23 protein-coding genes are annotated in these 24,217 nt (G+C 61.3%); 8 read left to right on the top strand and 15 right to left on the bottom strand.

Features of this window, described 5'->3' with window-relative positions:
• Window position 1 precedes the first annotated feature (1 nt).
• Window positions 2–415, bottom strand: a complete 414-nt coding sequence (locus tag CRO46_RS02725; RefSeq protein ID WP_097104786.1) for a response regulator — start codon at window positions 413–415, stop codon at window positions 2–4.
• 351 nt (window positions 416–766) lie between these two features.
• On the bottom strand, window positions 767–2,011 hold the full coding sequence (locus tag CRO46_RS02720) for a cation:proton antiporter (protein WP_097104784.1): 1,245 nt from the start codon (window positions 2,009–2,011) through the stop codon (window positions 767–769).
• Window positions 2,012–2,202: 191 nt separating this feature from the next.
• Between CRO46_RS02720 and CRO46_RS02715 the strand changes: the two genes are divergently transcribed.
• The 7 genes from CRO46_RS02715 to CRO46_RS02685 all read left to right on the top strand — a co-directional run bounded on the left by CRO46_RS02715 (window position 2,203) and on the right by CRO46_RS02685 (window position 8,509).
• Window positions 2,203–2,808: a GNAT family N-acetyltransferase gene (locus CRO46_RS02715; RefSeq protein ID WP_179758924.1), complete on the top strand. Its 606-nt coding sequence runs from the start codon at window positions 2,203–2,205 to the stop codon at window positions 2,806–2,808.
• 179 nt (window positions 2,809–2,987) lie between these two features.
• Window positions 2,988–3,428 (top strand): phasin family protein, encoded by a 441-nt coding sequence (locus CRO46_RS02710; RefSeq protein WP_097104780.1) that lies wholly within the window; start codon window positions 2,988–2,990, stop codon window positions 3,426–3,428.
• Window positions 3,429–3,620: 192 nt separating this feature from the next.
• On the top strand, window positions 3,621–4,556 hold the full coding sequence (locus tag CRO46_RS02705) for an ornithine cyclodeaminase family protein (RefSeq protein ID WP_097104778.1): 936 nt from the start codon (window positions 3,621–3,623) through the stop codon (window positions 4,554–4,556).
• Window positions 4,557–4,881: 325 nt separating this feature from the next.
• Window positions 4,882–5,550: a DUF6656 family protein gene (locus tag CRO46_RS02700; RefSeq protein WP_097104775.1), complete on the top strand. Its 669-nt coding sequence runs from the start codon at window positions 4,882–4,884 to the stop codon at window positions 5,548–5,550.
• 292 nt (window positions 5,551–5,842) lie between these two features.
• Window positions 5,843–6,190, top strand: coding sequence for a hypothetical protein (locus tag CRO46_RS02695; protein WP_143438931.1), 348 nt, complete (start codon window positions 5,843–5,845; stop codon window positions 6,188–6,190).
• A 477-nt stretch (window positions 6,191–6,667) separates the two neighbouring features.
• Complete coding sequence (locus CRO46_RS02690) at window positions 6,668–7,708, top strand: GNAT family N-acetyltransferase (RefSeq protein WP_097104771.1); 1,041 nt, start codon at window positions 6,668–6,670, stop codon at window positions 7,706–7,708.
• A 66-nt stretch (window positions 7,709–7,774) separates the two neighbouring features.
• Entirely contained in the window at window positions 7,775–8,509 is a 735-nt protein-coding gene (locus tag CRO46_RS02685; RefSeq protein WP_143438930.1) for a PIG-L family deacetylase, read from the top strand.
• Between the two features lie 957 nt (window positions 8,510–9,466).
• On the opposite strand, the gene CRO46_RS02680 is transcribed toward CRO46_RS02685, so the two are convergent.
• The 6 genes from CRO46_RS02680 to CRO46_RS02655 form a co-directional block, all read right to left on the bottom strand.
• The gene (locus CRO46_RS02680) at window positions 9,467–10,564 is read right to left on the bottom strand and encodes a 2Fe-2S iron-sulfur cluster-binding protein (RefSeq protein ID WP_097104767.1); all 1,098 of its coding nucleotides are present in this window, start codon (window positions 10,562–10,564) and stop codon (window positions 9,467–9,469) included.
• Window positions 10,565–10,575: 11 nt separating this feature from the next.
• Window positions 10,576–11,106 (bottom strand): 1,2-phenylacetyl-CoA epoxidase subunit PaaD, encoded by a 531-nt coding sequence (gene paaD / locus CRO46_RS02675; protein WP_280176258.1) that lies wholly within the window; start codon window positions 11,104–11,106, stop codon window positions 10,576–10,578.
• A gap of 5 nt (window positions 11,107–11,111) precedes the next feature.
• Window positions 11,112–11,888 carry a 1,2-phenylacetyl-CoA epoxidase subunit PaaC gene (paaC, locus tag CRO46_RS02670; protein WP_097104764.1) on the bottom strand — a complete coding sequence of 259 codons (777 nt, stop codon included), beginning with the start codon at window positions 11,886–11,888 and terminating at the stop codon, window positions 11,112–11,114.
• Window positions 11,888–12,181, bottom strand: a complete 294-nt coding sequence (paaB, locus tag CRO46_RS02665; RefSeq protein WP_097104763.1) for a 1,2-phenylacetyl-CoA epoxidase subunit PaaB — start codon at window positions 12,179–12,181, stop codon at window positions 11,888–11,890. The genes paaC and paaB overlap by 1 nt, the downstream gene beginning before the upstream one ends.
• Window positions 12,178–13,173 carry a 1,2-phenylacetyl-CoA epoxidase subunit PaaA gene (gene paaA, locus CRO46_RS02660; protein WP_097104761.1) on the bottom strand — a complete coding sequence of 332 codons (996 nt, stop codon included), beginning with the start codon at window positions 13,171–13,173 and terminating at the stop codon, window positions 12,178–12,180. Before paaA ends, paaB begins: the two co-directional genes overlap by 4 nt.
• Before the next feature lie 95 nt (window positions 13,174–13,268).
• On the bottom strand, window positions 13,269–14,162 hold the full coding sequence (locus tag CRO46_RS02655; protein WP_179758923.1) for a PaaX family transcriptional regulator C-terminal domain-containing protein: 894 nt from the start codon (window positions 14,160–14,162) through the stop codon (window positions 13,269–13,271).
• 282 nt (window positions 14,163–14,444) lie between these two features.
• On the opposite strand from CRO46_RS02655, the gene CRO46_RS02650 reads away from it, so the two are divergent.
• Window positions 14,445–15,167 (top strand): DUF1194 domain-containing protein, encoded by a 723-nt coding sequence (locus CRO46_RS02650; protein ID WP_179758922.1) that lies wholly within the window; start codon window positions 14,445–14,447, stop codon window positions 15,165–15,167.
• A gap of 50 nt (window positions 15,168–15,217) precedes the next feature.
• Here CRO46_RS02650 and CRO46_RS02645 read toward each other — a convergent pair whose 3' ends face one another.
• The 7 genes from CRO46_RS02645 to paaZ form a co-directional block, all read right to left on the bottom strand.
• The gene (locus CRO46_RS02645; protein WP_097104755.1) at window positions 15,218–15,826 is read right to left on the bottom strand and encodes a DUF938 domain-containing protein; all 609 of its coding nucleotides are present in this window, start codon (window positions 15,824–15,826) and stop codon (window positions 15,218–15,220) included.
• A 226-nt stretch (window positions 15,827–16,052) separates the two neighbouring features.
• Window positions 16,053–16,649 carry an SDR family oxidoreductase gene (locus CRO46_RS02640; RefSeq protein WP_097104753.1) on the bottom strand — a complete coding sequence of 199 codons (597 nt, stop codon included), beginning with the start codon at window positions 16,647–16,649 and terminating at the stop codon, window positions 16,053–16,055.
• Between the two features lie 120 nt (window positions 16,650–16,769).
• Window positions 16,770–17,384, bottom strand: coding sequence for a glutathione S-transferase family protein (locus CRO46_RS02635; protein WP_097104751.1), 615 nt, complete (start codon window positions 17,382–17,384; stop codon window positions 16,770–16,772).
• Window positions 17,381–18,757, bottom strand: a complete 1,377-nt coding sequence (locus tag CRO46_RS02630; protein WP_097104750.1) for an NAD-dependent succinate-semialdehyde dehydrogenase — start codon at window positions 18,755–18,757, stop codon at window positions 17,381–17,383. Before CRO46_RS02630 ends, CRO46_RS02635 begins: the two co-directional genes overlap by 4 nt.
• Before the next feature lie 254 nt (window positions 18,758–19,011).
• A complete protein-coding gene (locus CRO46_RS02625) occupies window positions 19,012–19,893 on the bottom strand; it encodes a DMT family transporter (RefSeq protein ID WP_210421471.1) in 882 nt (293 codons plus the stop codon).
• A gap of 109 nt (window positions 19,894–20,002) precedes the next feature.
• Entirely contained in the window at window positions 20,003–21,889 is a 1,887-nt protein-coding gene (locus CRO46_RS02620) for a PAS domain-containing sensor histidine kinase (RefSeq protein ID WP_097104748.1), read from the bottom strand.
• A 253-nt stretch (window positions 21,890–22,142) separates the two neighbouring features.
• Entirely contained in the window at window positions 22,143–24,176 is a 2,034-nt protein-coding gene (gene paaZ / locus CRO46_RS02615) for a phenylacetic acid degradation bifunctional protein PaaZ (protein WP_097104746.1), read from the bottom strand.
• Between the last annotated feature and the right edge of the window lie 41 nt (window positions 24,177–24,217).

Here is a 24,217-nt window from a genome sequence, read left to right as displayed (position 1 = left end):
TTCACTCTGGTATGGCGAGCAATTCCCTTTGCATGGCCTGCATGTCTGCAATCGTCTCCGGCTTGGCGAATGCACCATTGGCGCCGTATGACAATGCCTGTCTTCGCGTTTTGATGTTGGCGGTCGTGCTGACGATATAGATCGGTACGCGGGCGAGGTGGTTCATTTCGCGAAGCCGCCGAAGCAGCTCCATGCCGTCGATGCCGGGCATGTTGATGTCGAGACTTATGCAGTCCGGCAGATCGGTATCGTGTTTCTCAACGGTGGAGAAGTAATCGAACGCATCCTGGCCGTTGTAAAATGCGCTGACCCTGAAGCGCATCGCCGTTTTGCTTTCGAGCCGCTTCAACGAAGTCGACATAAGGAAGATGTCGTCCTTGTCGTCGTCAACGATGCAAATATGTCTGTCTGACATTCTACTTCTGCGATTAATTAGCGACTCGTAAAATGAAGCTACATAAATGCAAACAATAATCAAGCCGTAAAAATCATGGGGTTGTCTTCCTGTCTTAAAGTATATGCTGCAACCGGTTGTCGGCTTTTGATTTAGATGCTGCTGGCTACTTTCTGGCCGTTATTGCATCTGACCGGTCTGCTCGCGCGCCCAGGTCTGCACTCGCGTGGCAGTCGAGAAATTTGCGGGTACGGCGGTTTCGCCGGTGAGGTGGACCTCGGACAGAAAGCCTGTTGCGGGCGTTCCGTCTTTACCGCCGGGCTTGCGCGCGTCAGCTGTATCATCCTGCGACGCCGTCGAGCCGGATACGGGTCAGTCCTCCGTCAGGCCATCCATGGCCCAGCCGACGGTGAAGCCGTGCAGGATCGTCGACATCAGGATGACGAGGCCAATGAGTGACCAGAGCTGTGCCTCGTTGATGAACTCCATGTGGCTGCCCGCGTAGCACAGGTAATAGATCGAGCCGATGCCGCGCACGCCGTAGACCGAAATTACCATCCTGCTTTGGCTGTCCAGTCCGGTTCCCGACAGGGCGAGCCACCCCGACAGGGGACGGACGACGAGGATCAGCGCGGCAGCGACGACAAGGTGCGGCCACGTCAAGTCCATGAACAGCATCGGCAGCACGCTGCCCAGGGCGAGAAGAAGCAGCGCGGTCAGGGCATGCTCGATGGATTCGGAAAAATCGTGCAGCTTTCGGTGAAAAGGGTGATCTTCCTCGATCCGCCGCAATGTCAGCCCGAGCACCGCCACGGCAATGAAGCCATAGCCCTCGATCAGCTCGGTCGAGCCGTAACAAAGCAGCACACCCGCGAGCGCGATGACACCCGATCCGGTGTCGGCGAGCACGGAGCCTCTGGGAACCGAGAAAAGAATGAAGCCCAGGGCGCGGCCGCCGAGCCAGCCCATGCCGACGCCGAGCGCGATACGGTAGACGATATCGCGCAGGATCCAGTCCAATGCCCAGACGCCGGGATTGAGTCCTTCCGCTGCCACGATCAGGCCGAGATAAACGAAGGGAAAGGCCAGCCCGTCATTCAGCCCCGCTTCGGTGGTCAGGGTGAAACGAACCGGGTGTTCCGACCCCTCATGCGGTGGACCGACCTGAACATCCGCCGCCAGCACCGGGTCCGTCGGCGCCAGCACCGCGCCCAGCAGGATGGCGCCAGCCACTGTCAGCCCGGCCACACCGATACCCAGCAGGGCCACGGCCAGGATGGTCAGCGGCATGGCGAAAAGCAGCATGCGGAAGGTGGCTTTCCAGCGGTTCCACGGTCGCAAGCTGTCGATACGCATTCCAGCACCGAACAGCGCGACGATGACCGTCAGCTCGCTCACCAGTTCCCAGACCAGCGGCGTTTGGCGCGGATCGGGCACGGGAGGCAGACCGGGCACCAGCAAGGCGGCCGCCGCGCCAAACAGGATCACAAGCGGCGCCGCCGCTGGTTCGCGCCGGGACACCAGCCGCGGCAGCCAGCGGGCAAGGATGACGACCATGCCGATGACTGCTAGGGCGATGTGATAGGAATTGAAAGCGAAGAAGGGTTCGTGCTGCACAATCGTGTCCCCGGCCTGTCTGGCACTCCATGTGTTACAACGAAAAGGCCGGGCCGAACAGTTGCAATGGCCTCGGAATGCCCACACACCGAATGTGACTTCGGTCACACAAACGTGTCTTGAATCTGTTGCGGTGCAACATTAGATCTTGGGCAGGATATTTCGGGAGGAATGACCTTAGGAGGTCGATGATGCTCTTGAAGTTTCTGTTCAAACCAAGTGACCCGCAATTTGCCGTTGGCGATGATATCAAACTGAGATATCTCGGCCCGGCAGACGCCGATGCTTTTCGCACCCACATTCACGAGCTTCATTTCGAGGATTTCCGCGACCGCTTCAACGGTCTGGTTTCAGATTACTGGCTCGACAGATATATCGAACGCTCGCTGAACGAGGCCATCGTCATCGGCGCCTTCGCTGATGAACGGCTGGTGGCCGTGGCGGAGCTGCACACCGGTGAGCGTATCGCGCCGGGTCAGGGCGAATCGGCCTTCTCCGTTGCTTCCGATTGGCGCCACAAGGGCCTGGGCACGATCTTGCTAAAGGTGTTGTTGCGGGCCGCATCTGAGAACGAGGTGTCGACGATCATCGTCGAGACCGGCTCGCAGAACCATGCCATGAAGGCGCTTGCGCGCAGGTTCGGTGCCAGGATGCAGTTCGCCGGCGAGCAGTCGATCGGCCGCATCAATGTCGCCGAAGGGCTGCGGCTTGCCGCCCGCAAACCCGAAAACCGCAACATTGCGTCAGTGCCATACCCTGTCGCCGAAGCACCCCAGGTTTCGACACCGCTCATATAATGCAGTGATTCAACTGCGTCGCAGCTTGAGTCCGGTTCTGCGTTCAAGTCCCTGTTTTGGTGCGGAAAAACGAGTCTGCGCAGTGGGGCCGATGCGGCGTTGGTGCTGGGGCGCGAGATCTGTATAGTCAGGGGATCGCAACCGGCGGGGCCGACCCTGCCGCAACCCGGAGGACTTCCATGACCGACAAAAAAGCCACCGAGGACCTGGTTTCCATGTTCATGAATTTCGGCAAGGAAATGAAGCTTCCCTCGCCGGATCTGGAGGTGCTGGTCGAGCGGCACAGGAAGAACCTGCAGGCGCTCGACACTGCCGCCAAGACGGCCGGATCCGGCGCCACGGAAATCGCCACCCGCCAGCGCGAGATGGTTCAGGAAGCGCTCAGCGAAATCTCCGCGATGGCGGAAAGCATGAAGACGAACGCCACCGATCCGCAGGCGATGATGACGGCGCAGACCGAGTTCGCCAAGCGCTCCTTCGAAACCGCGATCAGGAATACCAGCGAGCTCGCCGGGCTGGCGCAGAAATCCTCGACCGACGCCTTCAAGGTGCTGCAGCAGAACATGCAGGAGACACTCGAGGAATCCCGCAAGATGATGATGGGCCAGACCAGGAAATAGGGCTTCTGCTATCAGCGATTGGAACGGGCCGGTGCATCGCGTCACCGGCCCGTTGCCGTTTCGGTGGGTCGCACCGCCATCAGTCTTCTGCGACAGCTCCGCCGGATCGGGCGAACGGCTCTGCCCGGCTTGCGCGACGGGTGCGTGGGCGCATAGGGTGCGGCAGTTTTTGAATAGGATAAGGGAGTGAACATGCGCATTGTGACCGGAGACGATATCAGGCGGGTCTGTTCCTGGCCGTTTGCGGTGGAGGCGCTGCGCGCAGGGCATATGATGCCTCCGGCGGATCTGAGGGATTCCCTGGTGGAAAATGCCGGGCGCAAGATGCTTGTGCGCACGGCCTGGATCCCCGGTCTGGCGTCGGGCGTCAAGGCGGTTACGATCTATCCCGACAACCCGTCGCTGACGCCGCCGAGGCCGTCGGTGCAGGGGCAGGTGCTGCTGTTTGACGAGGCGCAGGGCCATGTGGTGGCCGTGCTCGAGGGTGTCGATCTGACTGCCTGGAAGACGGCCGGCGATTCCGCGCTTGGGGCGTCCTGCCTGGCGCGGCCGGATGTGAAGACCATGCTGATGATCGGCGCCGGATCGATGGCGCGGCCGCTGATCGATGCGCACCGTGCGGTGCGGCCTTCGCTGGATCAGGTGCTGGTCTGGAACCGGGGGCAGGCCCGCGCCGAAGCGTTGAGGCAGTCGCTCGCTGAAGACGGCATTGCCGCCGAAATCGTCACCGATCTCGACGCCGCCGTCGGGCGCGCCGATCTGATCTCGTCGGCCACCATGTCGACCGAGCCGCTGATCAGGGGAGCCGCCCTGAAGCCCGGCACCCATGTTGATCTGGTCGGGGCCTACACGCCTGCCATGCGCGAGGCCGACGATGCTGCACTGACCCGCGGGCGGCTGTTCGTTGACAGCTTTGCCACCACCATCGGCCACATCGGTGAATTGATGATCCCGATGCAAACAGGCGTGATTGCCAGGGAGGACATCGAGGGCGACATGCATGACCTCGTGCAGGGGCGCTCGGGCCGTCAGACCCCGGACGAGATCACCGTGTTCAAGAATGGCGGTGGCGCTCATCTCGACGTGATGATCGCGCACGCGGTTTATCAGGCGCTGAAGGGTCGCTAGGTCCTGTGGACAGCTCGTGTTGCGGTGCTGGTTGCTGGTCGGGCCTGCATCATTTCAAAGCGTTACAGCGGCCTTGGCGCCTCCAATTTACGCGCGGCGTGTCGGCTTGACACTCCGCGGCACCGGACTCGCGCAAGCTGCGCCTCCTATCAAACAATCTGCTCGCACCCGCAAGTCTTCCGCCGGGCCGGATGATGAGCCGCCTCATTGTACCAGAGGGCCAGGTCAAATGTTTGTCGGTCGTTTGTCGGGGGCGAGAACACAGCATTTGGTTAACCATTGATGGCCATATCTTTGGCCATGGAAACCAGGATTTGGTCTCAATATGGCGATGTTCAGATATTACGCAGCCAACGAAAAGGTACCCGCTTCCGTCCCCGCTAAGGCACTCCACACTAATTTTCTCAGGACCGGACGGATTGCGCGGTCGGAGGAATGGCTCGAGGAAGAGCGGCGGTTTCTGACCCATGAAGAAGTCGCGGCGCGGACCGGCGCCCGGCTCGAGAACGCTGGCAAGAAGACACATCAGCGGCTCAACAGGTTCCACACCGACATCCGCTTCCCCAAGATCATCTTTCACAAGACGCTGGCTGCCGCCCCGCATCTCGGCTACGTCCATGTCACGGCGTCAAGGTCCGATTTTGCCGATCACAAGGATATCACTTGGGGGTTCTACATCGCCAATTTCACCGCCGAGATCAGTCCCGACTTTGCTCCTGACCAAGCCACCGGCACCACCGCGGAGGAAACGGCGGGCAGCATCGCCGACGGGCATTTCTTTCACCGGGTCAAGCCCGGCTATTCACGGATGTATTTTGCCGTGGCGATGAAGAGCGAGCTCGACGGCGAAAAGCGCCGCCAGGTGATCAACCGCGAGATCCGCAACAACGGTGTGCTGTTCCGCACCGCCGACCCGAAGACGGCGCTCAAGAATGTGCTGATGCTGGGTGCGAGAACCGCTGAGCTGCGCAAGATCGTCGAAGCGATCGGGTAACGCCTGCGTGTTGACCGGCGGTATTTCTGTTCTTTTGTGAGTCTGCGCGCGGGCGTCCGGTGACGCGACCGGTATCAGTACGCGCCGAACTGCCCGTAGGCCTGAGTATCCCGGCATTATTGTGCTTGCTGCAGATCCGTATCGGCGCCTTTCAAGATGCCGGCTGGTGCCTGTTGTCTGCGAAAAGTCAATGAACAGTTCTGGCAAGTTGACCTTGTTCCAGAATTTAGAGAAAACTTAAGTAGTAAATGTACTCGTGCGTTGTTTGCAACCGATTCGGCGGGAGCCTCAGATGGGGTGTCCAACAAACCTCTACGATATGCTTATTCCATCTCCTGCAGATGAGAAGAACTCCGGTGCTCTGGAAGTTTTTCAGACCATATTGCTGGAGCGTGCCCTGCCGAAAGCACTGACCGTCTACGCAATCACCATCGAAGCCGGTGACAGGCCCGGCGCCCGGGTTGTTTGCGAGACTTACAGATCCAATCAGCTGCAGCAAAGAAACTGGGCGGAGTTCCCCTCGGTTGATGCTGCCGTGGTCGAGGCAGGCCGGCTGACTCACAACAAGATGCGCAATGGGTTTCATTATCGCCTGGGGGCTGTGGAGACGGAATTCGTGACGTCGGGGCTGCCGGGATAGCTTAAGGCCATCAGGCCATGGTCCGGGACAGAAAACCGGGCAAGTCTTCTTGGGGCAGGAAACTGCTGTTTGTGCACTGCGCATGCATATCTGCTCCTTGCGGTTAAGCCGATCGCCGCGCAATTCATCAATACTCAACTCCTGGCTTTGGTCGCCATTTCCGCATGTGGTGAAACTATCCTGGGCCAGCCAGGGCGGCCGAGGCCAAAATCCGCAGCGCAATGTGCGCCCCCTCATTCGCATCGAACGATTGCATCCGAAGCATCTGAGAGTATTAAATATTCTGTAACGCGCTATATTTGCTGAGAAATGTCTAGTATATATCAAGTTTACTATATCTCTATGTAATAGATGTAGTGCATTAATAGTACAATAATGATAATTGTAAGATTAACTAAATTTTAATATCAGGAGTGTCAAAACTGGCGAATTAAAACAATGCTGTGTGCCACTTAAGCTGGCTTGTTGAGGCGTTCAGTGACATTTGATCTCGCTGTAGAGACGGATTTTGAGTTCCAGAGTTCAGAATACCGCGATTTGTTTGCCTGCTCCGATGCGACCGGCTTTCAGTCTCCGACGTGGCTGAGTTGCTTCTATTCCATCCTGGCTCCTGCCCATCCCGTTCAGCCGTGGATCGTCACCTTCCGCCAGAAAGGCCGGCTGGAAGGGCTTGTTGCGCTGATCAAGCGACGGAGAGCCGGTATCGTATTGCTGGAATCCACCGATCTTGGGGTGAGCGATTACGCCGCGCCGGTCCTGTCACCAGGGCTCGATGAGCAGTTGCGTGCCGACCGTGATCTTCAGGACGCGGTTCGACAGGCATTGGGGGCTTATGATGTCCTGCGCATTCGCCCTTGCCGCCGCGAGCACATTGGCGCCTGGCAATCACTGACCGGCACATCTCCGCAGCCACTCGGCTTTTCGGCACACAGTGTCGACTTGCAGCCCCCGTTCGAAGATTGGCGGGTTCGGAAAATGGACCCGAAAACGGCAAGCATGGTGGCGCGGAAAGGCCGCCGCTGGAGAAACCAGCACGAGGTCTCAGTTGACCGGCTGGACGATCCAGATGCAATTGTGCGGGCGATCGACGAGTTGTCACGTTTGCGCAAGGGACGTTTCGACGGCGATCCGATCCAGCAGGAACAGGTAAAATCGTTTTATGCTCAGGCTGCCGTTCAGGGTGCCAGGTCGGGTGAAGCTGAGACCTGGCTGATAACCTCGGATGGGAGCGTTGCCAGCATCCTGTTTGGCCTGACCCACAATGGCCGCTTCCTGTATCTGCTGATTGGCGCTGACTATGAGGCGCACGGACGACACTCCCCGGGGCTGCAACTGTATGAAGGCGTGATCGAGGACTGGATGCAGCGAGGCGGCACCAATTTCGATTTCACCATCGGCGATGAGCCATTCAAGCAGCAATATGGAACCCGAGCCGAACAGATGTCGCTATTTTCACATACGCGGACCTTGAAGGGCAGACTGGCGCGGAAATTTTTGCGAAATCGGCTGGTTAGGTAGCTCATGACGAATAGACCGGAGTTTCTGCAGAATTCGATCATCATCGCTGCGCATCCTGATGACGAGATGCTGTGGTTTGGCGCTGTCTTGCATCAGGTGGACAAGGTCTTGCTGGTTTTTGAGGATTTTTGGCCGGACCCGAGCATTGGAGCCGTCAGATCAAAAGCGCTGTCAAATTTTCCCAGGCCGAATGTTTCCTCACTCAAGATTCCGGAAGCCGCGACCTATGGCTGCGCGGATTGGCAGAACCCGAAACTCAGCCCCTACGGCATCGAACTACGATCTGTGACCGAATTGCGCGACTTGAAACAGACGCTCCTGCGGGCGGTCGGGAAGGGGAGCCCGGCCAGCAAACGCATTCGCTCCACCTACCGCGATAACTTTGAACGACTGGTCAGGGAACTGCGCCCGCAGCTGTCGCCCGAGACGAATGTCTTCACGCACAACCCCTGGGGTGAATATGGTCACGAAGACCATGTCCAGGTCTTCCGGGCGGTGGATTTTCTGCGCAAGGAGATTGGCTTCAAATTGTGGATCTCGAACTACTGTTCAGAGCGCGCATTGCCCCTGGCGACCACCTATTTCGATGACCGGGAGAAGGATGCTGTGCATCTGCCCGTGAACAAGCCTTTCTGTGAGGAGGTCGCACAGGTGTATCGTGATGCCGGCTGCTGGACCTGGTCGGACACCTGGAAATGGTTCGACTACGAGTTTTACATGCAGGCTCCGACAGAACAGTCCAACCCGAAAACGCAGGGCAAATTATTCCCCCTCAACATGTTCAACATCGAGCCCGTCTAATTCCCGCATCCCAAACAGCTGACCCGCCGGGCCGCAATCGCGTTGATCAGCTGCAATGACCTGTCCGGAGAGGACGTCCGGGGTCCACCCAATTCCGGCAACCGGTGGAAAAATCCGTTCCAGCATCGCCGCATTCCCGCACTTTCCTTAAAAATCCACCCGATTTTATCCCCGCCTTCCGCTTCCATGCCAGACTCGGCCTGCTCCCGCTGCCGGATGGATCGCGAACGTTTCGATGCAGGTGGGAGGGAATGCCCTCTGAACCGGTGCGCAAACGTCAGCGTGCCGGGCAGGGGGAGGCGGTGGCCAGTGTGGTTCCGCTGGCAGCGTCTTCCATCGGGAAGCCGCATGCCAGCCACCGGGCCAGGCTCCGGCTCCTTACGTCCGTGACAGGCGGGCGGGAGCGGGACCAAGGGTCCGGGCCTGTGGCGGACATGGTCGCGAAGGTGATCAGGGTCCGTGCCGGGACCGTGCCGAAAGCAGCTCCCGCGGCCCGTCCAGGCCGCGGCCGGGGCAACCCGGGTGAGAGGGCCCTGAAGAGGGGCGGGCGGGAACGCCGACCTCCGCGTGTTTGCAAGGCTTCCGCCTGTCGGATGGGGACGCCATCCGGCGAATTCCGGGCCGCGCGCGCGAGCAGCGTCACCCCACCATCAATTACCTTACCTGAGGCACTGCCCGCGCGCGGCCCTCCGGACCAGACTTTCCCCTCACACCCCGGCGGCACTGTCGCGCGGCAAGGGTTGGTGTTGTCTGGACAGGGAGAAGGCTCACGCTTGCTCATCTTCGGCCCTTGAGACGAGGATCCATGCCGGGCCCATCCACGAGCAACGCTATCGATAGCCTCGACGGGATAGATCCTCGGGCCAGCGCCCGGGATGACGAAGGAGAGGGGAGGGCACGGAAGGGCGGAACCTGTTTGTTTTCAGGCATTGGCCGACAGCCCCGTAACATCGCAACTTACTGCGCGTCGAAATCGAGCACCAGCCTGTCGGTCTCCGGACGCGCCTGGCAGGAGAGCGTAAAGCCCGCTTCGATTTCCCAGGGTTCGAGCGAGAAGTTCTCGTCCATTTTGGCCGTCCCCTCGACGATCCTGCAGCGGCAGGTGCAACACATGCCGCCGGCGCAGGAATAGGGCAGGTCGAGGCCGGCCTTGGTTGCGGCTGAGAGCACCGTGTCCTGGCTCGCGTCGACTTCGATGGTGCGGCGGGCGCCGTCGAGGATGATCTCGACCGAGGCGCCGTGCTTTGCGCCGCTGGCGTCGCCATTCACCATCGCGCCGTTGGGTTTGGCGGGCGCCGGCTTTGCCCCGGGGGCGGGGGTGAAGAGTTCGAACTTGATGCGCTCTTCGGCAACGCCCAGCGTGGCGAGCGCCGTCGAGGCCGAGCGGATCATCGGCTCGGGGCCGCAGATATAGATGGCGTCGGCCGATTTCGGATCGATGACGCGCAGTTCCGCCAGGGTTTCGAGCTTTTCGGCATCGAGCCTGCCGTTCATGATCTCGACGTCCTGTGTCTCCTCGTCCATCACATGCAGCAGCGTGAAGCGCGTGGTGTAACGGTCCTTCAGATCATTGAGATCGTCGCGGAACATGACGCTTGCCGAATTGCGGTTGGCGTAGAGCAGGGTGACGGTCGAATCCGGCTCGCCGGCGAGCACCGACTTGGCGATCGACAGGCAGGGCGTAATGCCGGAGCCGGCAGCAAGCAGCAGGTAGTCGTGCTGGCCACCGATCTCGGCCGTAAACCGGCCCTGCGGCGGCATCACCTCGATGCGGTCGCCCTGCTTCAGCGACTGGGCGAAACTCGAGAAGCGGCCATCCGCGATCCGCTTGACGCCGACGGTGCGGCGGTCTTTCTCACTCAGCGCCGAGCAGATCGAGTAGGAACGGCGCATGTCCTCGCCACCGATGTCGGCGCGCAGCGTGAGGTACTGGCCGGGCAGGAAGGCAAAGGCGTCGCGGCTGTCTTCGGGAATGGCAAAACTGATGGCGACGGCGTCCGGGGTCTCCTTGCGGACAGCGGCGATTTCGAGCGTGTGAAAGCGGGGGGCAGCCATCGGTCAGGTCCTCAGATGCACTTGAAATAGTCAAACGGTTCGGCGCAGGCGTCGCAGCGGTAATGCGCCTTGCAGGCGGTGGAGCCGAATTCGGAAACCTTGGTGGTCCGGGCCGAGCCGCAGCGCGGGCAGGCGACAGCGTCTTCGGCAAAGAAGGCGCGGCGTCCGCCGGACACGCCGACCGGCGGGGCGATGCCATAGGCGCGCAGCTTCTCGCGGCCCTCGTCGGTGATCCAGTCCGTGGTCCAAGCCGGCGTGATGACGCGTTCGATTGTCGAGTCGATTCCGGCGCTTAACAAGGCTGTCTCGACCGCCATCTCAATGGCGATCACCGCAGGGCAGCCGGAATAGGTCGGCGTCAGCCTGACCACGATCCGGCCCGTTTTGTCGCGGCTCACCGAGCGCAGAATACCGAGATCGGCAACGGTGACGCAGGGCAATTCCGGATCGGGTACGGCGCTTGCCACCTCGAGTGCGCGGGCGAGCTCGAAGTCGGCAACTTCCTTGCTTTCGCCCCGGCTTTTGGTCGGCGTCGTGGTCACCGTGATTACCACGTCTGGCCCGGATAGGCGCGCTGCATGAATTGCAGTTCGGCCAGCAGATGGCCCATGTCCTCGCCGTGAATGCCGTCGCGGCCGCCCTTCTGCATGGTGCGGATTTCCGGCAGCTCAAGCTTTGCGGCGCGGAACACGGTGGCGATGGTCTCGTCCCATTCGTCGCGCAGACTCTCGGGATCGGGCAGCAGGCCCGCAGCGATCGCCTGTTGCCGCGCGGGCGAGACCATGAACAGCTCGCCGGTATAGCGGTGCAGCTCATTGACGGCGTCGGCCATGCGGGCCGCACTTTCCTCGGTGCCGTCGCCCATGCGGATCACCCATTCGCCGGAATGGCGCAAATGATAGCTCATCTCCTTGTCGGCCTTGGCGGCAATGCCGCGCAGGGTCTCGTCGGAAGAGGTCTGGACAGTGGCGTGCCAGAACGGCTGCATGAAGGCAGCGAAATAGAGCTGGCGCAGCATGGTGTGAGCGAAATCGCGGTTGTCGCGCTCGACCAGCAGGCAGTTCACATAGTCGCGCTCGCGGCGCAGGAAGGCGAAATCATCCTCCGTTCGGCCCTTGCCCTCGAGCGCGCCGGCATGGGCGTAGAGTGCACGGGCCTGGCCAAGCAGGTCGAGCCCCATGTTGGCCAGCGCCAGCTCTTCCTCGAGCATCGGCGCATGACCGCACCATTCCGACAGCCGGTGGCCGAGGATCAGGCCGTCATCGGCGATCTCGAGAATGGCGCGCAGGACGGCGTCTTCAGCGCTTGCAACCGCGGCAGCCATCACATGTGCCCCACTTCATCGGGAATGTCGTAGAAGGTCGGATGGCGGTAGATCTTGTCGTCGGCAGGTTCGAAATTCGGCTCCGCAAAGGATGGATCGGAAGCGGCGATGTCCGACGAGCGGACCACCCAGATCGAGTTGCCTTCGCCGCGGCGCGTGTAGACGTCGCGGGCTGACTGCAGCGCAAGGGCGGAATCCGCTGCATGCAGCGAACCGACATGGCGGTGATGCAACCCGTTGCGCGGACGGATGAAGACTTCCCAGAGGGGGGTGAGGTCGTGCTTGTCGGTCATTCGGCGGCCTCCTGGGCAATCGGTTTCATGTCAGCGCGCTTCCTTGCATGGGCAAGCGCTGCTTCGCGCACCCAGGCACCCTCGTCCCAGGCCTTGTTGCGGGCGCGCAACCGGTCGCGGTTCATCTGGCCGTCGCCCTTGATCACGGCCTTGAACTCGGCCCAGTCGATCTCGCCATGATCGTAGGCCTGTGTCTTTTCGTTCCACCTGAGGTCCGGATCGGGTATGGTAAGGCCGAGATATTCTGCTTGCGGTACGGTCGCTGTGATGAATTTCTGCCTCAGCTCGTCATTGGAGAAGCGCTTGATCTTCCACATCATCGACTGGTCGGAATTGGTGCTTTCGCTGTCGGAAGGGCCGAACATCATCAGCGACGGCCACCACCAGCGGTTCAACGCATCCTGGGCCATTTCCTTCTGCTCTTCCGAGCCTTTGGCCAGCGTCATCATGATCTCGTAGCCCTGGCGCTGGTGGAAGCTTTCTTCCTTGCAGACGCGGATCATGGCGCGGGCATAGGGACCGTAGGAACAGCGGCAGAGCGGGATCTGGTTCATGATCGCAGCCCCGTCGACCAGCCATCCGATGGCGCCGATGTCGGCCCATGTCGGTGTCGGGTAATTGAAGATCGAGGAATATTTCGCCTTGCCGGAGAGCAGCTCCTCGGTCATCTGCTCGCGGCTGACCCCAAGGGTCTCAGCAGCGGAATAGAGGTAGAGCCCATGGCCGCCTTCGTCCTGCACCTTGGCCAGAAGCGCGATCTTGCGTCTGAGCGACGGCGCGCGGGTGATCCAGTTGCCTTCGGGCAGCATGCCGACGATCTCCGAATGCGCGTGCTGGCCAATCTGGCGCACCAGGGTTCGGCGATAGCCTTCGGGCATCGGGTCGTTGGGTTCGATCTTTTCCTCGCGGTCGACCCGCGCCTGGAAGGCTTTGAGAAATTCTTCCGATTCGGTGGTGCTTGAATCCGCACCGATCAGGCCCTGGCTGTACATATCGGCATCCTCCGCTGTGAAAGATATTATATGTTACAAGCATAAAAGATGTCAATATAAACGTGTAACACATTGTCTGCGGACGGCATCCAACGTCAGGCCGGGCGGAAGCGGCAGGCAAGGCGTGGATCTGCCGGTGGCAGCGGGCCTGACGGGGTGGTGGCATTGGCATCAAGCCAGGCTTCGGAGGCCCCGAGCAATCGAGCGTAGATGGCAGCGATCAGGGACCGTGTTTCCGGCTCGGGATCGTTCGCGTCGACGAGATCAGCGGGCACAGCCAGAACCCGCAAGGCGACGCGGCGCCATTCATGGATCATCAGGCATCTGAGCGCCATGGCGTCTTCGGGCGAGAGCGGCTCATTGGCTTCAAGCGACCTGCTGACCGGTGCATAGGCCTGCCGCAAGGCTTCCATTTCGCTTTCCTGCCGTGCCAGCGCGATCTGGTCGCGCATGGCTCTGCCGGGGGCAAGCGTTTGCGTTTCGGCCAGCGTCGCGCCGGGCAGGCGCAGGGCTGCCGGCAGCTCCGAGCCCGGGGCGAAACACAATATGACCTGCGGCGCGATCTGCAGCGCGCCCGATGTCTCAAGCGCTTGCAACGAGGTGTCAGGCAAGGGGCCGGGGGCGATGAGCAGTGATCTGGGACTGTTGGACGGAAGCAGCGACGAGGCGGCATAAATCCGGCGTTCGGCAGCGAGAACGGTTTCCTCGACGTCGCCGGAAAGCCGGTAGAAACTGTTGCGGCCTTCGCGCGTGCGCTCGATCCAGCCTTCTGCGGAAAGCCGCGAGATGGCGGTGCGGACAGCGCCCGCGCCAATGCCGAGCCGCTGCATCACGCTCTGCACCGTTCCGGCAGAGACCACGCCGCCGCGCGGGCCGATGGCATCGCCGAAAAAACTGACAATCAACGACCAGGCCGAAAGCCGCTGCGCGGCTTGCAGCGCGGTCAGGCGCTCGGCGATGATCTCGGCAATTGGATCAGGGTTTGACATCGGAAAGAGGCAATAGCCGGTTTGCAGGCGGACGGGAAGTGGAAGCGGATGTCGGTCGCACAGGCCTGACCCGGCGCTGCGGTCAGTCCCGTCGGTGATCTGCGGGGTCTGGTGACGAGAGCCGCCAGGCTTTGAAACTGTGCTCAGATCTGATTGTGAAGGCCCGTTCATTCCGCTGCCAGGCAATCGCGCCGGAGCGATCTCGGTGTGCCGTTCTAAAACAGCTCGATCTGTGGCACACTGATCGCCTTGGCATTGTCGGCCATGCGGGAGGTATCCGTGGTGCGACTTGGCGTTCTTGGCGGACTTGGTCTGCTTCTGCACACAGCCACCGCTGCTCACAGCGAGACGGTGGATCTGTTGCTCTGCCTCGCCGCGGACGTTTCCGAAAGTGTCACCCCGGGCGAGTATGAGTTGCAAAGGCAGGGCCACGCATCGGCGATTGAAGATCCGGAGGTCGTCAATCTGATCCGGTCGGGCCTGCATGGAAGGATTGCCGTTACCTATGTCGAATGGGCTGATCAGCAGCAACAACATGCCGGGGTGGACTGGCATGTGGTGGAGGGGATAGCGTCAGCGCGGGAGGTCGCGTCAAAGATCAGGCGTTCGCCCTTGCCGCCCTGGATCGGCCGCAGTGTCAGAAACACCTCGATCAGTGAAGTGGTGCACTACTGCATGCGGCAGTTTCGGTCCGCGCCGGTGGCGTCTCGGCGGATGGTTATCGACATCTCGTCGGACGGCACCAACAATGTGGGCGCGCGGATCGATGCGGTTCGCGATTTGGCGGTGAGCCAAGGTGTGGTGATCAATGCGCTGGCGATCGAAGATTCGCTGGCGCCATTTCCCGATGGCACGCACACGCGGCCGATCGGTGGCCTGGTTGACTACTTCGAGACCAACGTCGTTGGCGGGTCCGGATCTTTTGTTCAGGTCGCCAAGGGCTATGCGTCCTTCGGAGAGATGATCCGAAAGAAGTTCATTCTGGAGCTTGCGAGCCTGAACTGAAGTGGCCGACGGACCAGCAGAAAAGATGCAGCCGGTCTGCCTCTCCCGCCTCATTGCCGTGTGAACACCACGCCAAGATTGTTTGCCGGCAGTTCGGTAACCGACGTGAGGGAGAGTCCTGACTGGTTGGCAAGGCTTGCTATTTCTTCGAGCTGGCGGATGCCCCATTCCGGGTTGCGGGCGCGCAGACTGGCGTCGAACTCGGCGTTGCTGGCAACAAGCGGCTGGCCCTCGCGCCGGTAAGGGCCATAGAGGACGAGCGAACCACCGCCGGGCAGCAATTGACCCGCATGCCTGAGCAGGCCCCGGGTGGCGGGCCAGGGGCTGATATGGATCATGTTGATGGCGATCATTGCATCGGCCTGGCTGATCGGCCAGGTCTCCGATGTTGCGTCCAGATCCAGGGGGCGCAGAACATTGCTGAGCTTCTCCGCTGTGACCCAAGCATCAACGGAAGCGCGGGCGTCCGGCGCGGGGTCGGAGGGCTGCCACTTCAGATTGGGGAACCGTCGAGCGAAATGAATGACATGCTCGCCGGAACCGCTGGCGATCTCGAGCACGGTTCCGTTCGCAGGCAGAACGTGAGCCAGTAGATCTGCGATCGGTTCGCGGTTGCGAAGTGCAGAGGGGCTGGAAAATCTCGGGTCCTGGGATGGCATGGCTGTCCTTGCAAGGCGGCGATGGTCCGGGGGCGTCGCGCGATTGTGCAATCACCATATCTATACCACGCACGGCCTAGACGCACCCGCAAGTGTGATCCTAACTGCCTCGTCTGTACGGAATTCCGCAATGAGAGCTGAGCGACGCCGGGAGAGCGTATTGAGAGCCAGCCCTTCATGTCGCGGGGATGCGGCGCAGGCGCCGACATCCCCGTGATGAACGCGGTCAGGCGGACTGCATGTCCAGGGCTTGACCATCGAGGCGGCCGGTGGTGGCGGCTTCCGCCAGCAGATATGCCACGTCGGCGCGCGAGGCCTTTGCTGTCTTGTCGACATCTTCGCCGAGCACGACCGCTTCGCTGCGGCCGTCATTGCTAAGAGCTACCGGGCGCAGGATTGCGTAGGTGAGGCCCGAGGCCTTGAGGTGCTCGTCGGCCTCATGCTTGGCCTTGAGATAGTGAGCCAGATCGCCTTCCGGGTTAGACTGATCCGCGCCGACGGAGCTGAGCATGACGAAGCGGCTCACACCGGCCTCAGCAGCCAGGTCGACCAGGCGTTTGGCGCCGTCGCGGTCGACCTTTTCGGTCATGTCCGCGCCTGTCGAACCACCGGAGCCTGCGGCGAAGACAACAACGTCGATGCCATCGCAGACGCCGGGCTTAAGATCGGTCAGGTCGCCATGTCTCAACTCGACGGCCTCGGGCAGGTCACTGGTGTCGGAGCTCTCGCGCACCAGTGCTGTCGCGGTGTGCCCCTGCTCGACGAGATCTTTTACAAGCAGGGTTCCGGTCTGGCCGGTCGCGCCGGCAATCAGAATGTTCATCATCGTTTCCTTTCATAGATGCTGGAACATGCCTGCAGAAACAGAATCCGCCACGCGTCCCAACGTTATGTTTTTACTGTCTTTCGGACACATCCGGTTCCCCGGCTGTCGCGGCTTCAACTAACCGGGCGGGGCCATCGGGCCTGCTGCTTCGGTGGCGGCGATGTAGCCGGGCTGGCTCTGCAGTTCCTGCCAGTAATCGGAAATGTCCGGGTGGTCTTGCAGCAGGCCGAGCATGTCGAGCAGCGCCAGAAGATAGGAGATCTGGATGTCCGCCAGTGTCAGTTGGGTGCCGAACAGCATCGGTCCATCGCCCAGTTCGCGGGTGATGTAGGCGAGCTGCTTGTCAAGTTCAGTCTGGGCCTGTTCGGGGATCTCCCGGCCCTGGAAGCCCGACATGATGGCCTTCAGGGCCACCGGAGCAAAGGACGATTCGACATAGTCGAAAAGCGCTTCGTGACGCCAGTAGTCCCAGGTCCCGGGCTGCGGACGATGACTATGATCATCATATTTGGCCACCAGATAGCGAAGAATCGTCGCCGATTCCGCAATCATCTCTCCGTTGTCTTCAATTACCGGAGATTTGCCCAGCGGATGAACATTGGACAGGGCCTCGGGCGCGCGAAATTCCTCGGTACGGTCATAGTCCACCCGCTCGCAGGGTTGCCCGAGATCCTCGAGCAGCCAGAGCACGCGGGTGGCGCGGGAGTATTTGAGAGCGTGCAGCTTGATCATGGCAGGAAGATCGCCTTGGTGTTGACGAACTCCTTCATGCCGAAGCCGCCATGTTCGCGGCCGTAACCGGAATCCTTGACGCCACCGAACGGCATGTTGGGATCGGCTGCACCAAAGGAGTTGATGCGGATCATGCCGGTGTCGAAGTGATCGCGGGCCAGCTTGAGCGCACGATCCTCGTCCTTCGAGAAGATGCCGCCACCCAGCCCGTAGCGGCTTTCATTGGCAATCCGCATCGCGTCTTCGTCATCCTTGGCGCGGATGATTGATGCCACCGGGCCGAAGATCTCGTCGTCATAGGCAGGCATGCCGGGCTTGAGATCGGCAAGTACCGTGGCCGGGTAAAAGGCGCCGGTGCGGTCGGGAGCTTCGCCGCCGCACAGGATCTTCGCACCCTTGGAAACGCTCTCTTCGACCTGGTCTTTGACGGTGTCGAACTGGTCCTTGCTCGACAGCGGGCCTAGCTGGTTGTTGTCGTCGGTCGGGTCGCCCATCGAGATTTTCTTCATTTCGGCGACAAAGGCATCGACAAACGCGTCGTAGACCTTGTCGGTGACGATGAAGCGCTTGGCCGAGACGCAGGTTTCGCCATTGTTGTAGAGCCGACCCATGACCGAGAATTTAACCGCGGTTTCAATGTCGGCATCCTCGAGCACCAGATAGGCGTCGTTGGAGCCAAGCTCGAGCACAGTCTTCTTCAGTGCTTTCGAGGCCTCGGCGCCGATGTGGCGGCCTGCGCCGTCGCTGCCGGTCATGGTGACGCCGCGGACCTTCGGATGGGCGATCAGCTTGTCGGAGGTGTCGTGGTCGATCAGCACAACCTGGAACAGGTCTTCCGGCAGTCCGGCCTCGATGCACAATTCCCGCAAGCGCAGGCCCGACCCGGTGCAGATGCTCGCGTGCTTGAGCACGCACCCGTTGCCCGCCATCAGGTTGGCGGCCAGCACGCGGACGGGCTGGTAGATCGGGAAGTTCCAGGGCTGGATCGAGTAGATCACGCCAATCGGCTGGTAGCTGACAACACCACGCTTGCCGTTCTCGCCGTGGGTGCGTTCCTCGTCGGCCAGTGCCTCCGGGCCCATCTTGGCGGTGTACTCGAAAATTGCGGCGCAGATCTCGACTTCGGTATGCCCGTCCTTCAACAGTTTGCCGGTTTCCCGGGTCATCAAGGCAGCGAGCTCATCCGCGTTTTCGCGCAGCTTGTCTGCGATCTTGTTGAGGTAGGGCGCGCGCTCCTTGTGCGAAAGCTTGCGCCATTCAAGGAAAGCCTGATGGCTCGCCTCCACACGCTCGAACGCCTCTGCCTCCGACATCAGGTCGTAGGTTTCGAGTTCTTCGTAGGTGGCCGGATTGATGGTGGTGATCTTGGACATGCCAACTCCTTTAAGGGGATTTGCACGACCAACGAACGCGGCTGGGTTTAGTTCCGCAGCGGAGACTTGACGATGCGAGGGAAAGCTCACCGGTGTCTCTGTGAAGATTGGGAAGGCCGGGCTTTGCGAATCTGTCGACGAAGCTGGTTCGGGCGCATTCGTGGCCATCACTCGCCACTGCAAGCCAGCGGCAGTGCTGGTCAGTGAGGTGGCTGCAGAGTCAGCGAAACAACACCTTGGCAATCTGCCGAGAGCTACAGCTCCGCCCTGTGCTCGCGCCAGATGATGAACACGCCGCTGGCAATGATCACCGCGGCACCGGCAAAGGTGAGCGCGTCGGGAATATCGGTCCAGAAGATCCAGCCGAGCAGCGTGGCCCAGAGAATTGCGGTGTAGTCGAGCGGGGCGACGACGACGGCCGGGGCAAGGCGGAAAGCCTGGGTCATCAGGGTCATGCCTGCGGTGCCGAAGACAGCCACCGCGGCGAAGAGCCAGAGATGCTCGGGCTGTATCGGGATCCATACGAAGGGGACAATGAACAGGCTCAGCGCCGCGCCGGTGGCTGTCATGTAGAGCAGCAGCGTCCAAACGCTCTCGCGGCTGTCCACCCAGCGGGCAGAGAGCATCAGCACCGCATAGACAAACGCGGTGGCGACCGGCAGCAGCGAAATCGTCTGGAAGGCCGAGGTGCCCGGGCGAACGGCAATCAGAACGCCTGCGAAGCCGATGATCACGGCTAGCCAGCGGCGCCAGCCGACAGGCTCGCGGAAGATCAGCGCGGAGAGTGCGGTGATGAACAGCGGAGCGACAAAGATCAGCGCCGTGGCTTCGGCGAGCCCCAGATGCTTGAGACTGGTGAAAAACATGATCGTGGCGGCGATCCACAAACCGCCGCGCAAGAGATGCGCGACCGGTCTGTGCGAGCGCAGCGCCGCCATGCCGCCCATCTTCCAGGCGATCAGGATCGCGAAGGGCAGGGCGATGAGATTGCGCAGGAACTGGATCTGAACGGGAGAGTAGATGTCAGTCAGCGCCTTTGCCAGCGCGTCATTGACACAGAGGCTCGCCACGCCGACACACATCATGATGATGCCGATGCGGGTCTGGGTCCGTGGTTTTACAGGTGCCTGCAGCAAAATGGGTCCCCGCTGAAGAATTGCGGAGTGAACCTAGCAGGTTTTACCGTGCTGTCAGCACCCGGCATGAGGCCAGGGCTTATCCTTTGCCCACGGATTGAGGACCGCCTCAATTGGACGGCAGCGGCAGCGCCAGACGGCAGGAGAAGGTGGGGTCCAGTTCGGTTGTTACCTTGCCGCGCCATTTGGATTCAACCAGTTGACGCATCAGCTTGGCGCCGAAACCGGTGCTCGGTACCGGTGCCGCCACCTGGCGCGTGCTGTCTCTCCAAGTCAGCACGAACTCCTTCCCTCCGTCGTGATTCTCGACGGTCCAGCGCAGGTCCACCCGGCCTTGGTCAGAGGCAAAGGCGCCATATTTGCTGGAGTTGGTTGCCAGTTCGTGCAGGACCAGGCCGAGATCGAAGCACAAATCGGCAGACAGCACGATATCGCGACCGCTGATGTCTACCTGGTCGATGAACAGCTCCAGGGTCTGCGCCACAAGGTCCCTGACGCCACACTTGCTCCAGCCATTCTTGGAAATGAGGAGATTGGCTTTCGACATTTGCCCGAGCCGCTGCTCGAATTTGGACTTGGCGTCCGCAAGGTTCTCTGAATTGCGCGCGGTCTGGCTGAAGATCGAGGTGACGACCTGGAGCATGTTGCCGGAGCGATGCGCAATCTCACGCACCAACAGCGTCTGACGCTCGGCGGATTCGTGCTGGCGGTGGTAGCTGGCAATCAGATTTGCGACCGTCTGCAGGAACGCGACTTCACCTTCGTCATATTCGCGCGGTCGGGTATCATGCACGCCGATGACGCCAAAGGGCCGGGAAGTGGTGCCCGCAATGGCTACACTCATGCCGGCGCACACACCGTGGTCGCGCATCAGCTCTGAGCCCTTGAACCGCGTCTCCTTGGAAAGGTCAGGCACCACCACGGGGCCGTTGACCGACAGGGTGTAGCCGGCCTGGGATTCGAGTTCTGCGCCGACGATGGCCTTGCCGATGAGGCCCGGTTTCCAGCCGACACCGGCGGCGAGCCAGAGATGGTCGGCCTGGTCGGCGAAAGGCAGGATCTTCACCAATGGCGCTTCCAGCGCTTTTGCCACGCGCAAGGCTGTCTCGTCCATAAAGGTCTGAAAGGTGCCTTCCGCCAGCGCCAGAGCCCCGATCTCGGCAAGCGCCTTTTGCCGGGTCAGTTGCCGGGTTTTCTCCCGGGCTTCGTCGAGTTCGGCGGTGACGTCGCGTGAAATCACCAGGAATCCGGTCGGCGTGCCCTCGGCATCACTGATGAGGGACAGCATCTCGTCCCAGGTCGTCTTCTTGCCGGAGGTGGAAGCGAACTCCGCCGTGAAGCGGCCGGAACCGGCTTGCCGTGCCACATTTGCGGCGGCGAGCGCCGCTTCACGGTCGGCAGGCTGCCAGAAATCGAAATAGTTCTTGCCCAGCGCCTCGTCGGCGGAGGCCAGTTCCAGTGCGGAGCAACCACACGGGTTGATAGAGCGTAATGTGCCGTCGAGGTCGAGCAGCTTGATGCAGTCCTTGGAGTTGCGCAGGATCGACTGCGTGAGCTGATAGCTGGTATCGCGTTCGCGTTCGCTCTGGCGCTGTTCGGTGACGTCATCGATGGTGTTGATCGCACCGACGACCTGGCCGGCGTCGTCAAGAATGGGGCTGGGGGAGATGCGCACGCGCCGTTGCAGGCCATCGTGGCGCTCAACCAGTATTTCATGGCTTTCGACAGCTTTGCCGGTCTTCACGCAGATTGCCATCGGACAGTCTTCATGCGCAAGCGGCGAGCCGTCCAGGTTGCGCATTCGAAAGGATCCGCACCATTGTGCGATCCCGATCTCCGGTTCACGGCCCCACAGCGTGGCGGCGGCAGAATTGTAATAGGTGATGATACCATTGCGGTCGGTGGTGTAGACCGCCTTGGTCATGGCATCGAGCAACGGGCGAGAGGTTTCAAGGCCCGCGCGATCGAAAAGTCTGGATACGGTCGTCTGAGACATGGCCGGCAGTCCTCGTGGCGTGCCCGGCAACCCCGACGCAGGCGCCACGCAATACTGCTAATATGCATCAATGGGGCATATTAGCAATGGGCATACCTTGTCACTGCCATGTGACCGGATGGCACGTCGCGCCGGGCAATAGTTTTGCCCGCCGCGCTGGCGCCGGATTTGCGCGAATGCTCAGCCGATCAACCGGGCAAATGGGGCATGTCCGGATTGACGGGCGCCAGGATGCGTGCCGGAACCTGATTCATCAGCCGTACTGGTTCATCGTGTGCAGCTCGTATTCCGCCACGTCGTCGCCATCCTGGTTAAGCACCGCGACATGCCAGCGGACTTCGCCGTACTCATCGGTGCGGCGGGTCTTGCGCTTGACGGTGAGCTGGACCGAAATGGCATCGCCGGGCGAGACCGGCTTCATGAATTTGAGACCGTCGAGGCCGGTGTTGGCCAGCACCGGGCCGGGGTCGGGGGAGACGAAGAGACCGGCAGCAAAGGACAGAAGCAGATAGCCGTGGGCAACGCGGCCCGGGAAGAACGGGTTCGCCTTTGCCGCTTCCTCGTCCATATGGGCATAGAAGGTGTCGCCGGTGAAATAGGCGAAGGTCTCGATGTCATCCAGCGTCACCGTGCGCGGGCCGGCTTCAATGGTCTCGCCGATCTGGAGTTCATTGAAGCTGCGCGTGAAAGGATGGGCGGACGATTTCGGCTTGGCTCCGCCCTTGATCCAGGTTCCGGTAATTCCGGAGATGATATCTGGGCTGCCCTGGACGGCCGTGCGCTGCATGTAGTGCATGACGCCGCGGATGCCGCCCAGCTCTTCGCCGCCGCCGGCGCGTCCCGGCCCGCCGTGGACCATGTGCGGCAGCGGCGAGCCGTGACCGGTGGCTTCCTTTGCGCTGTCGCGGTTGTTGACATAGATGCGGCCATGGGCAGCGCCGGCGTCAAGCAACAGCGAGCGTGCCACGGCCGGATCATGGGTGATGACGGAGGCGACGAGGCTGCCCTTGCCGCGGTTCATCAACTGACCGGCATGGGTGAGATCCCGGTAGGGCATCAGGGTGGCGACCGGACCGAAAGCCTCGACCGAATGCACGGCCTGTGCTGAATCCGGATCGTCGCAGGCAAACAGCATCGGAGCGACGAAGGCGCCCTTTGCCCTGTCAGCGCCATCGACCTCGAACGTCTCCTGGTCGCCCGCTAGCTGACGGCTTTCGGCGGCAATCTGCCGGGCGTTGTCGAGCACGTCGGCCTTTTGTGCGGCCGACGCGAGTGCGCCCATGCGGGTTGTTTCGAGCGCCGGGTCGCCGATGCGGGTGTTCTCGAGCTTTTCCTTGATCGCTTCACCAACCGGGCCGATGAGTGTCTGTGGAACGATGATGCGGCGAATGGCGGTGCATTTCTGGCCGGCCTTGGCCGTCATCTCGCGCACAACTTCCTTGACCAGGATGTCGAATTCGGGACTGGCTTCGGACACGTCGGGACCGAGCACGGAAGCGTTAAGGCTGTCCTGTTCGGCAACGAAACGGACGGAGTTTTGCAGCAAATGTGGGCTCGAGCGCAGCATCAGCGCGGTTTTGGCCGAGCCCGTGAAGCCGACCACATCCTGGTAGTCGAGCCTGTCGAGCAGGTCGCCCAGGCCGCCCGAGACCAGCTGAACCGCGCCCTCGGGCAGAATGCCGCTTTCGATCATGCGGCGGACCGCTTGCTCGGTAACATGACAGGTGGCGGTGGCCGGCTTGACGATCGCCGGCATGCCAGCGAGCAGGGTGGGCGCGAGCTTCTCGAGCATGCCCCAGACCGGGAAGTTGAAGGCGTTGATGTGGACGGCGACGCCCTGAAGCGAGGTGGCGACATGTTGGCCGACGAAACTGCCATTGCGCGAGAGCATTTCCAGTTCGCCATCGATATAGATGTGGCCATCGGGCATTTCGCGGCGGCCCTTGGAAGCGTAGACCAGCATGGTGCCGATACCGCCGTCTATGTCGATCATTGCGTCCGGTTTGGTGGCGCCGGTGGTGTAGGAGAGGTGATAGAGCTCGTCCTTGTGCTTGCCGAGTTCCAGCGCCAGTGCCTTGAGCATCCGGGCACGGTCGTGGAAACTCATGGCGCGCAATGCCGGGCCGCCCTTCTTTTTGGCGAAATCGATCATGGCTTGCGTGTCGATCGACGCCCGGCCGGCAATGGCCAGCGGCTTTCCGGTGACTGCACTGGCAATGGGGCGGCCGCCCTCATCGGCAGCCAGCCACTGGCCGGCGAGATAGCTGTGTACGTTGATCAGGCCCATGTCTCTCTCCCTTTTGGCGATAAACCGCCGTCAGCCGTATG

The organism is Parahoeflea halophila (assembly GCF_900220985.1).
GTDB classification, from domain to species: Bacteria; Pseudomonadota; Alphaproteobacteria; order Rhizobiales; family Rhizobiaceae; genus Hoeflea; species Hoeflea halophila.
Note: the sequence above shows the minus strand (reverse complement) of the source record. Positions and strands in the feature narration are given on the sequence as shown.

Excerpts from the sequence above, each read along its gene's own strand:
- CRO46_RS02630 (WP_097104750.1), bottom strand. The coding sequence starts at position 18,757 with ATGTCCAAGATCACCACCATCAATCCGGCCACCTACGAAGAACTCGAA.
- CRO46_RS02685 (WP_143438930.1), top strand. The coding sequence starts at position 7,775 with ATGCTGTGGTTTGGCGCTGTCTTGCATCAGGTGGACAAGGTCTTGCTG.
- CRO46_RS02725 (WP_097104786.1), bottom strand. The coding sequence starts at position 415 with ATGTCAGACAGACATATTTGCATCGTTGACGACGACAAGGACGACATC.
- paaZ (WP_097104746.1), bottom strand. The coding sequence starts at position 24,176 with ATGGGCCTGATCAACGTACACAGCTATCTCGCCGGCCAGTGGCTGGCT.
- CRO46_RS02620 (WP_097104748.1), bottom strand. The coding sequence starts at position 21,889 with ATGTCTCAGACGACCGTATCCAGACTTTTCGATCGCGCGGGCCTTGAA.
- CRO46_RS02640 (WP_097104753.1), bottom strand. The coding sequence starts at position 16,649 with ATGAACATTCTGATTGCCGGCGCGACCGGCCAGACCGGAACCCTGCTT.
- CRO46_RS02655 (WP_179758923.1), bottom strand. The coding sequence starts at position 14,162 with ATGTCAAACCCTGATCCAATTGCCGAGATCATCGCCGAGCGCCTGACC.
- paaA (WP_097104761.1), bottom strand. The coding sequence starts at position 13,173 with ATGTACAGCCAGGGCCTGATCGGTGCGGATTCAAGCACCACCGAATCG.
- CRO46_RS02635 (WP_097104751.1), bottom strand. The coding sequence starts at position 17,384 with ATGATCAAGCTGCACGCTCTCAAATACTCCCGCGCCACCCGCGTGCTC.
- paaC (WP_097104764.1), bottom strand. The coding sequence starts at position 11,888 with ATGGCTGCCGCGGTTGCAAGCGCTGAAGACGCCGTCCTGCGCGCCATT.
- CRO46_RS02710 (WP_097104780.1), top strand. The coding sequence starts at position 2,988 with ATGACCGACAAAAAAGCCACCGAGGACCTGGTTTCCATGTTCATGAAT.
- CRO46_RS02715 (WP_179758924.1), top strand. The coding sequence starts at position 2,203 with ATGCTCTTGAAGTTTCTGTTCAAACCAAGTGACCCGCAATTTGCCGTT.
- CRO46_RS02700 (WP_097104775.1), top strand. The coding sequence starts at position 4,882 with ATGGCGATGTTCAGATATTACGCAGCCAACGAAAAGGTACCCGCTTCC.
- CRO46_RS02705 (WP_097104778.1), top strand. The coding sequence starts at position 3,621 with ATGCGCATTGTGACCGGAGACGATATCAGGCGGGTCTGTTCCTGGCCG.
- CRO46_RS02695 (WP_143438931.1), top strand. The coding sequence starts at position 5,843 with ATGGGGTGTCCAACAAACCTCTACGATATGCTTATTCCATCTCCTGCA.
- CRO46_RS02645 (WP_097104755.1), bottom strand. The coding sequence starts at position 15,826 with ATGCCATCCCAGGACCCGAGATTTTCCAGCCCCTCTGCACTTCGCAAC.
- paaB (WP_097104763.1), bottom strand. The coding sequence starts at position 12,181 with ATGACCGACAAGCACGACCTCACCCCCCTCTGGGAAGTCTTCATCCGT.
- CRO46_RS02680 (WP_097104767.1), bottom strand. The coding sequence starts at position 10,564 with ATGGCTGCCCCCCGCTTTCACACGCTCGAAATCGCCGCTGTCCGCAAG.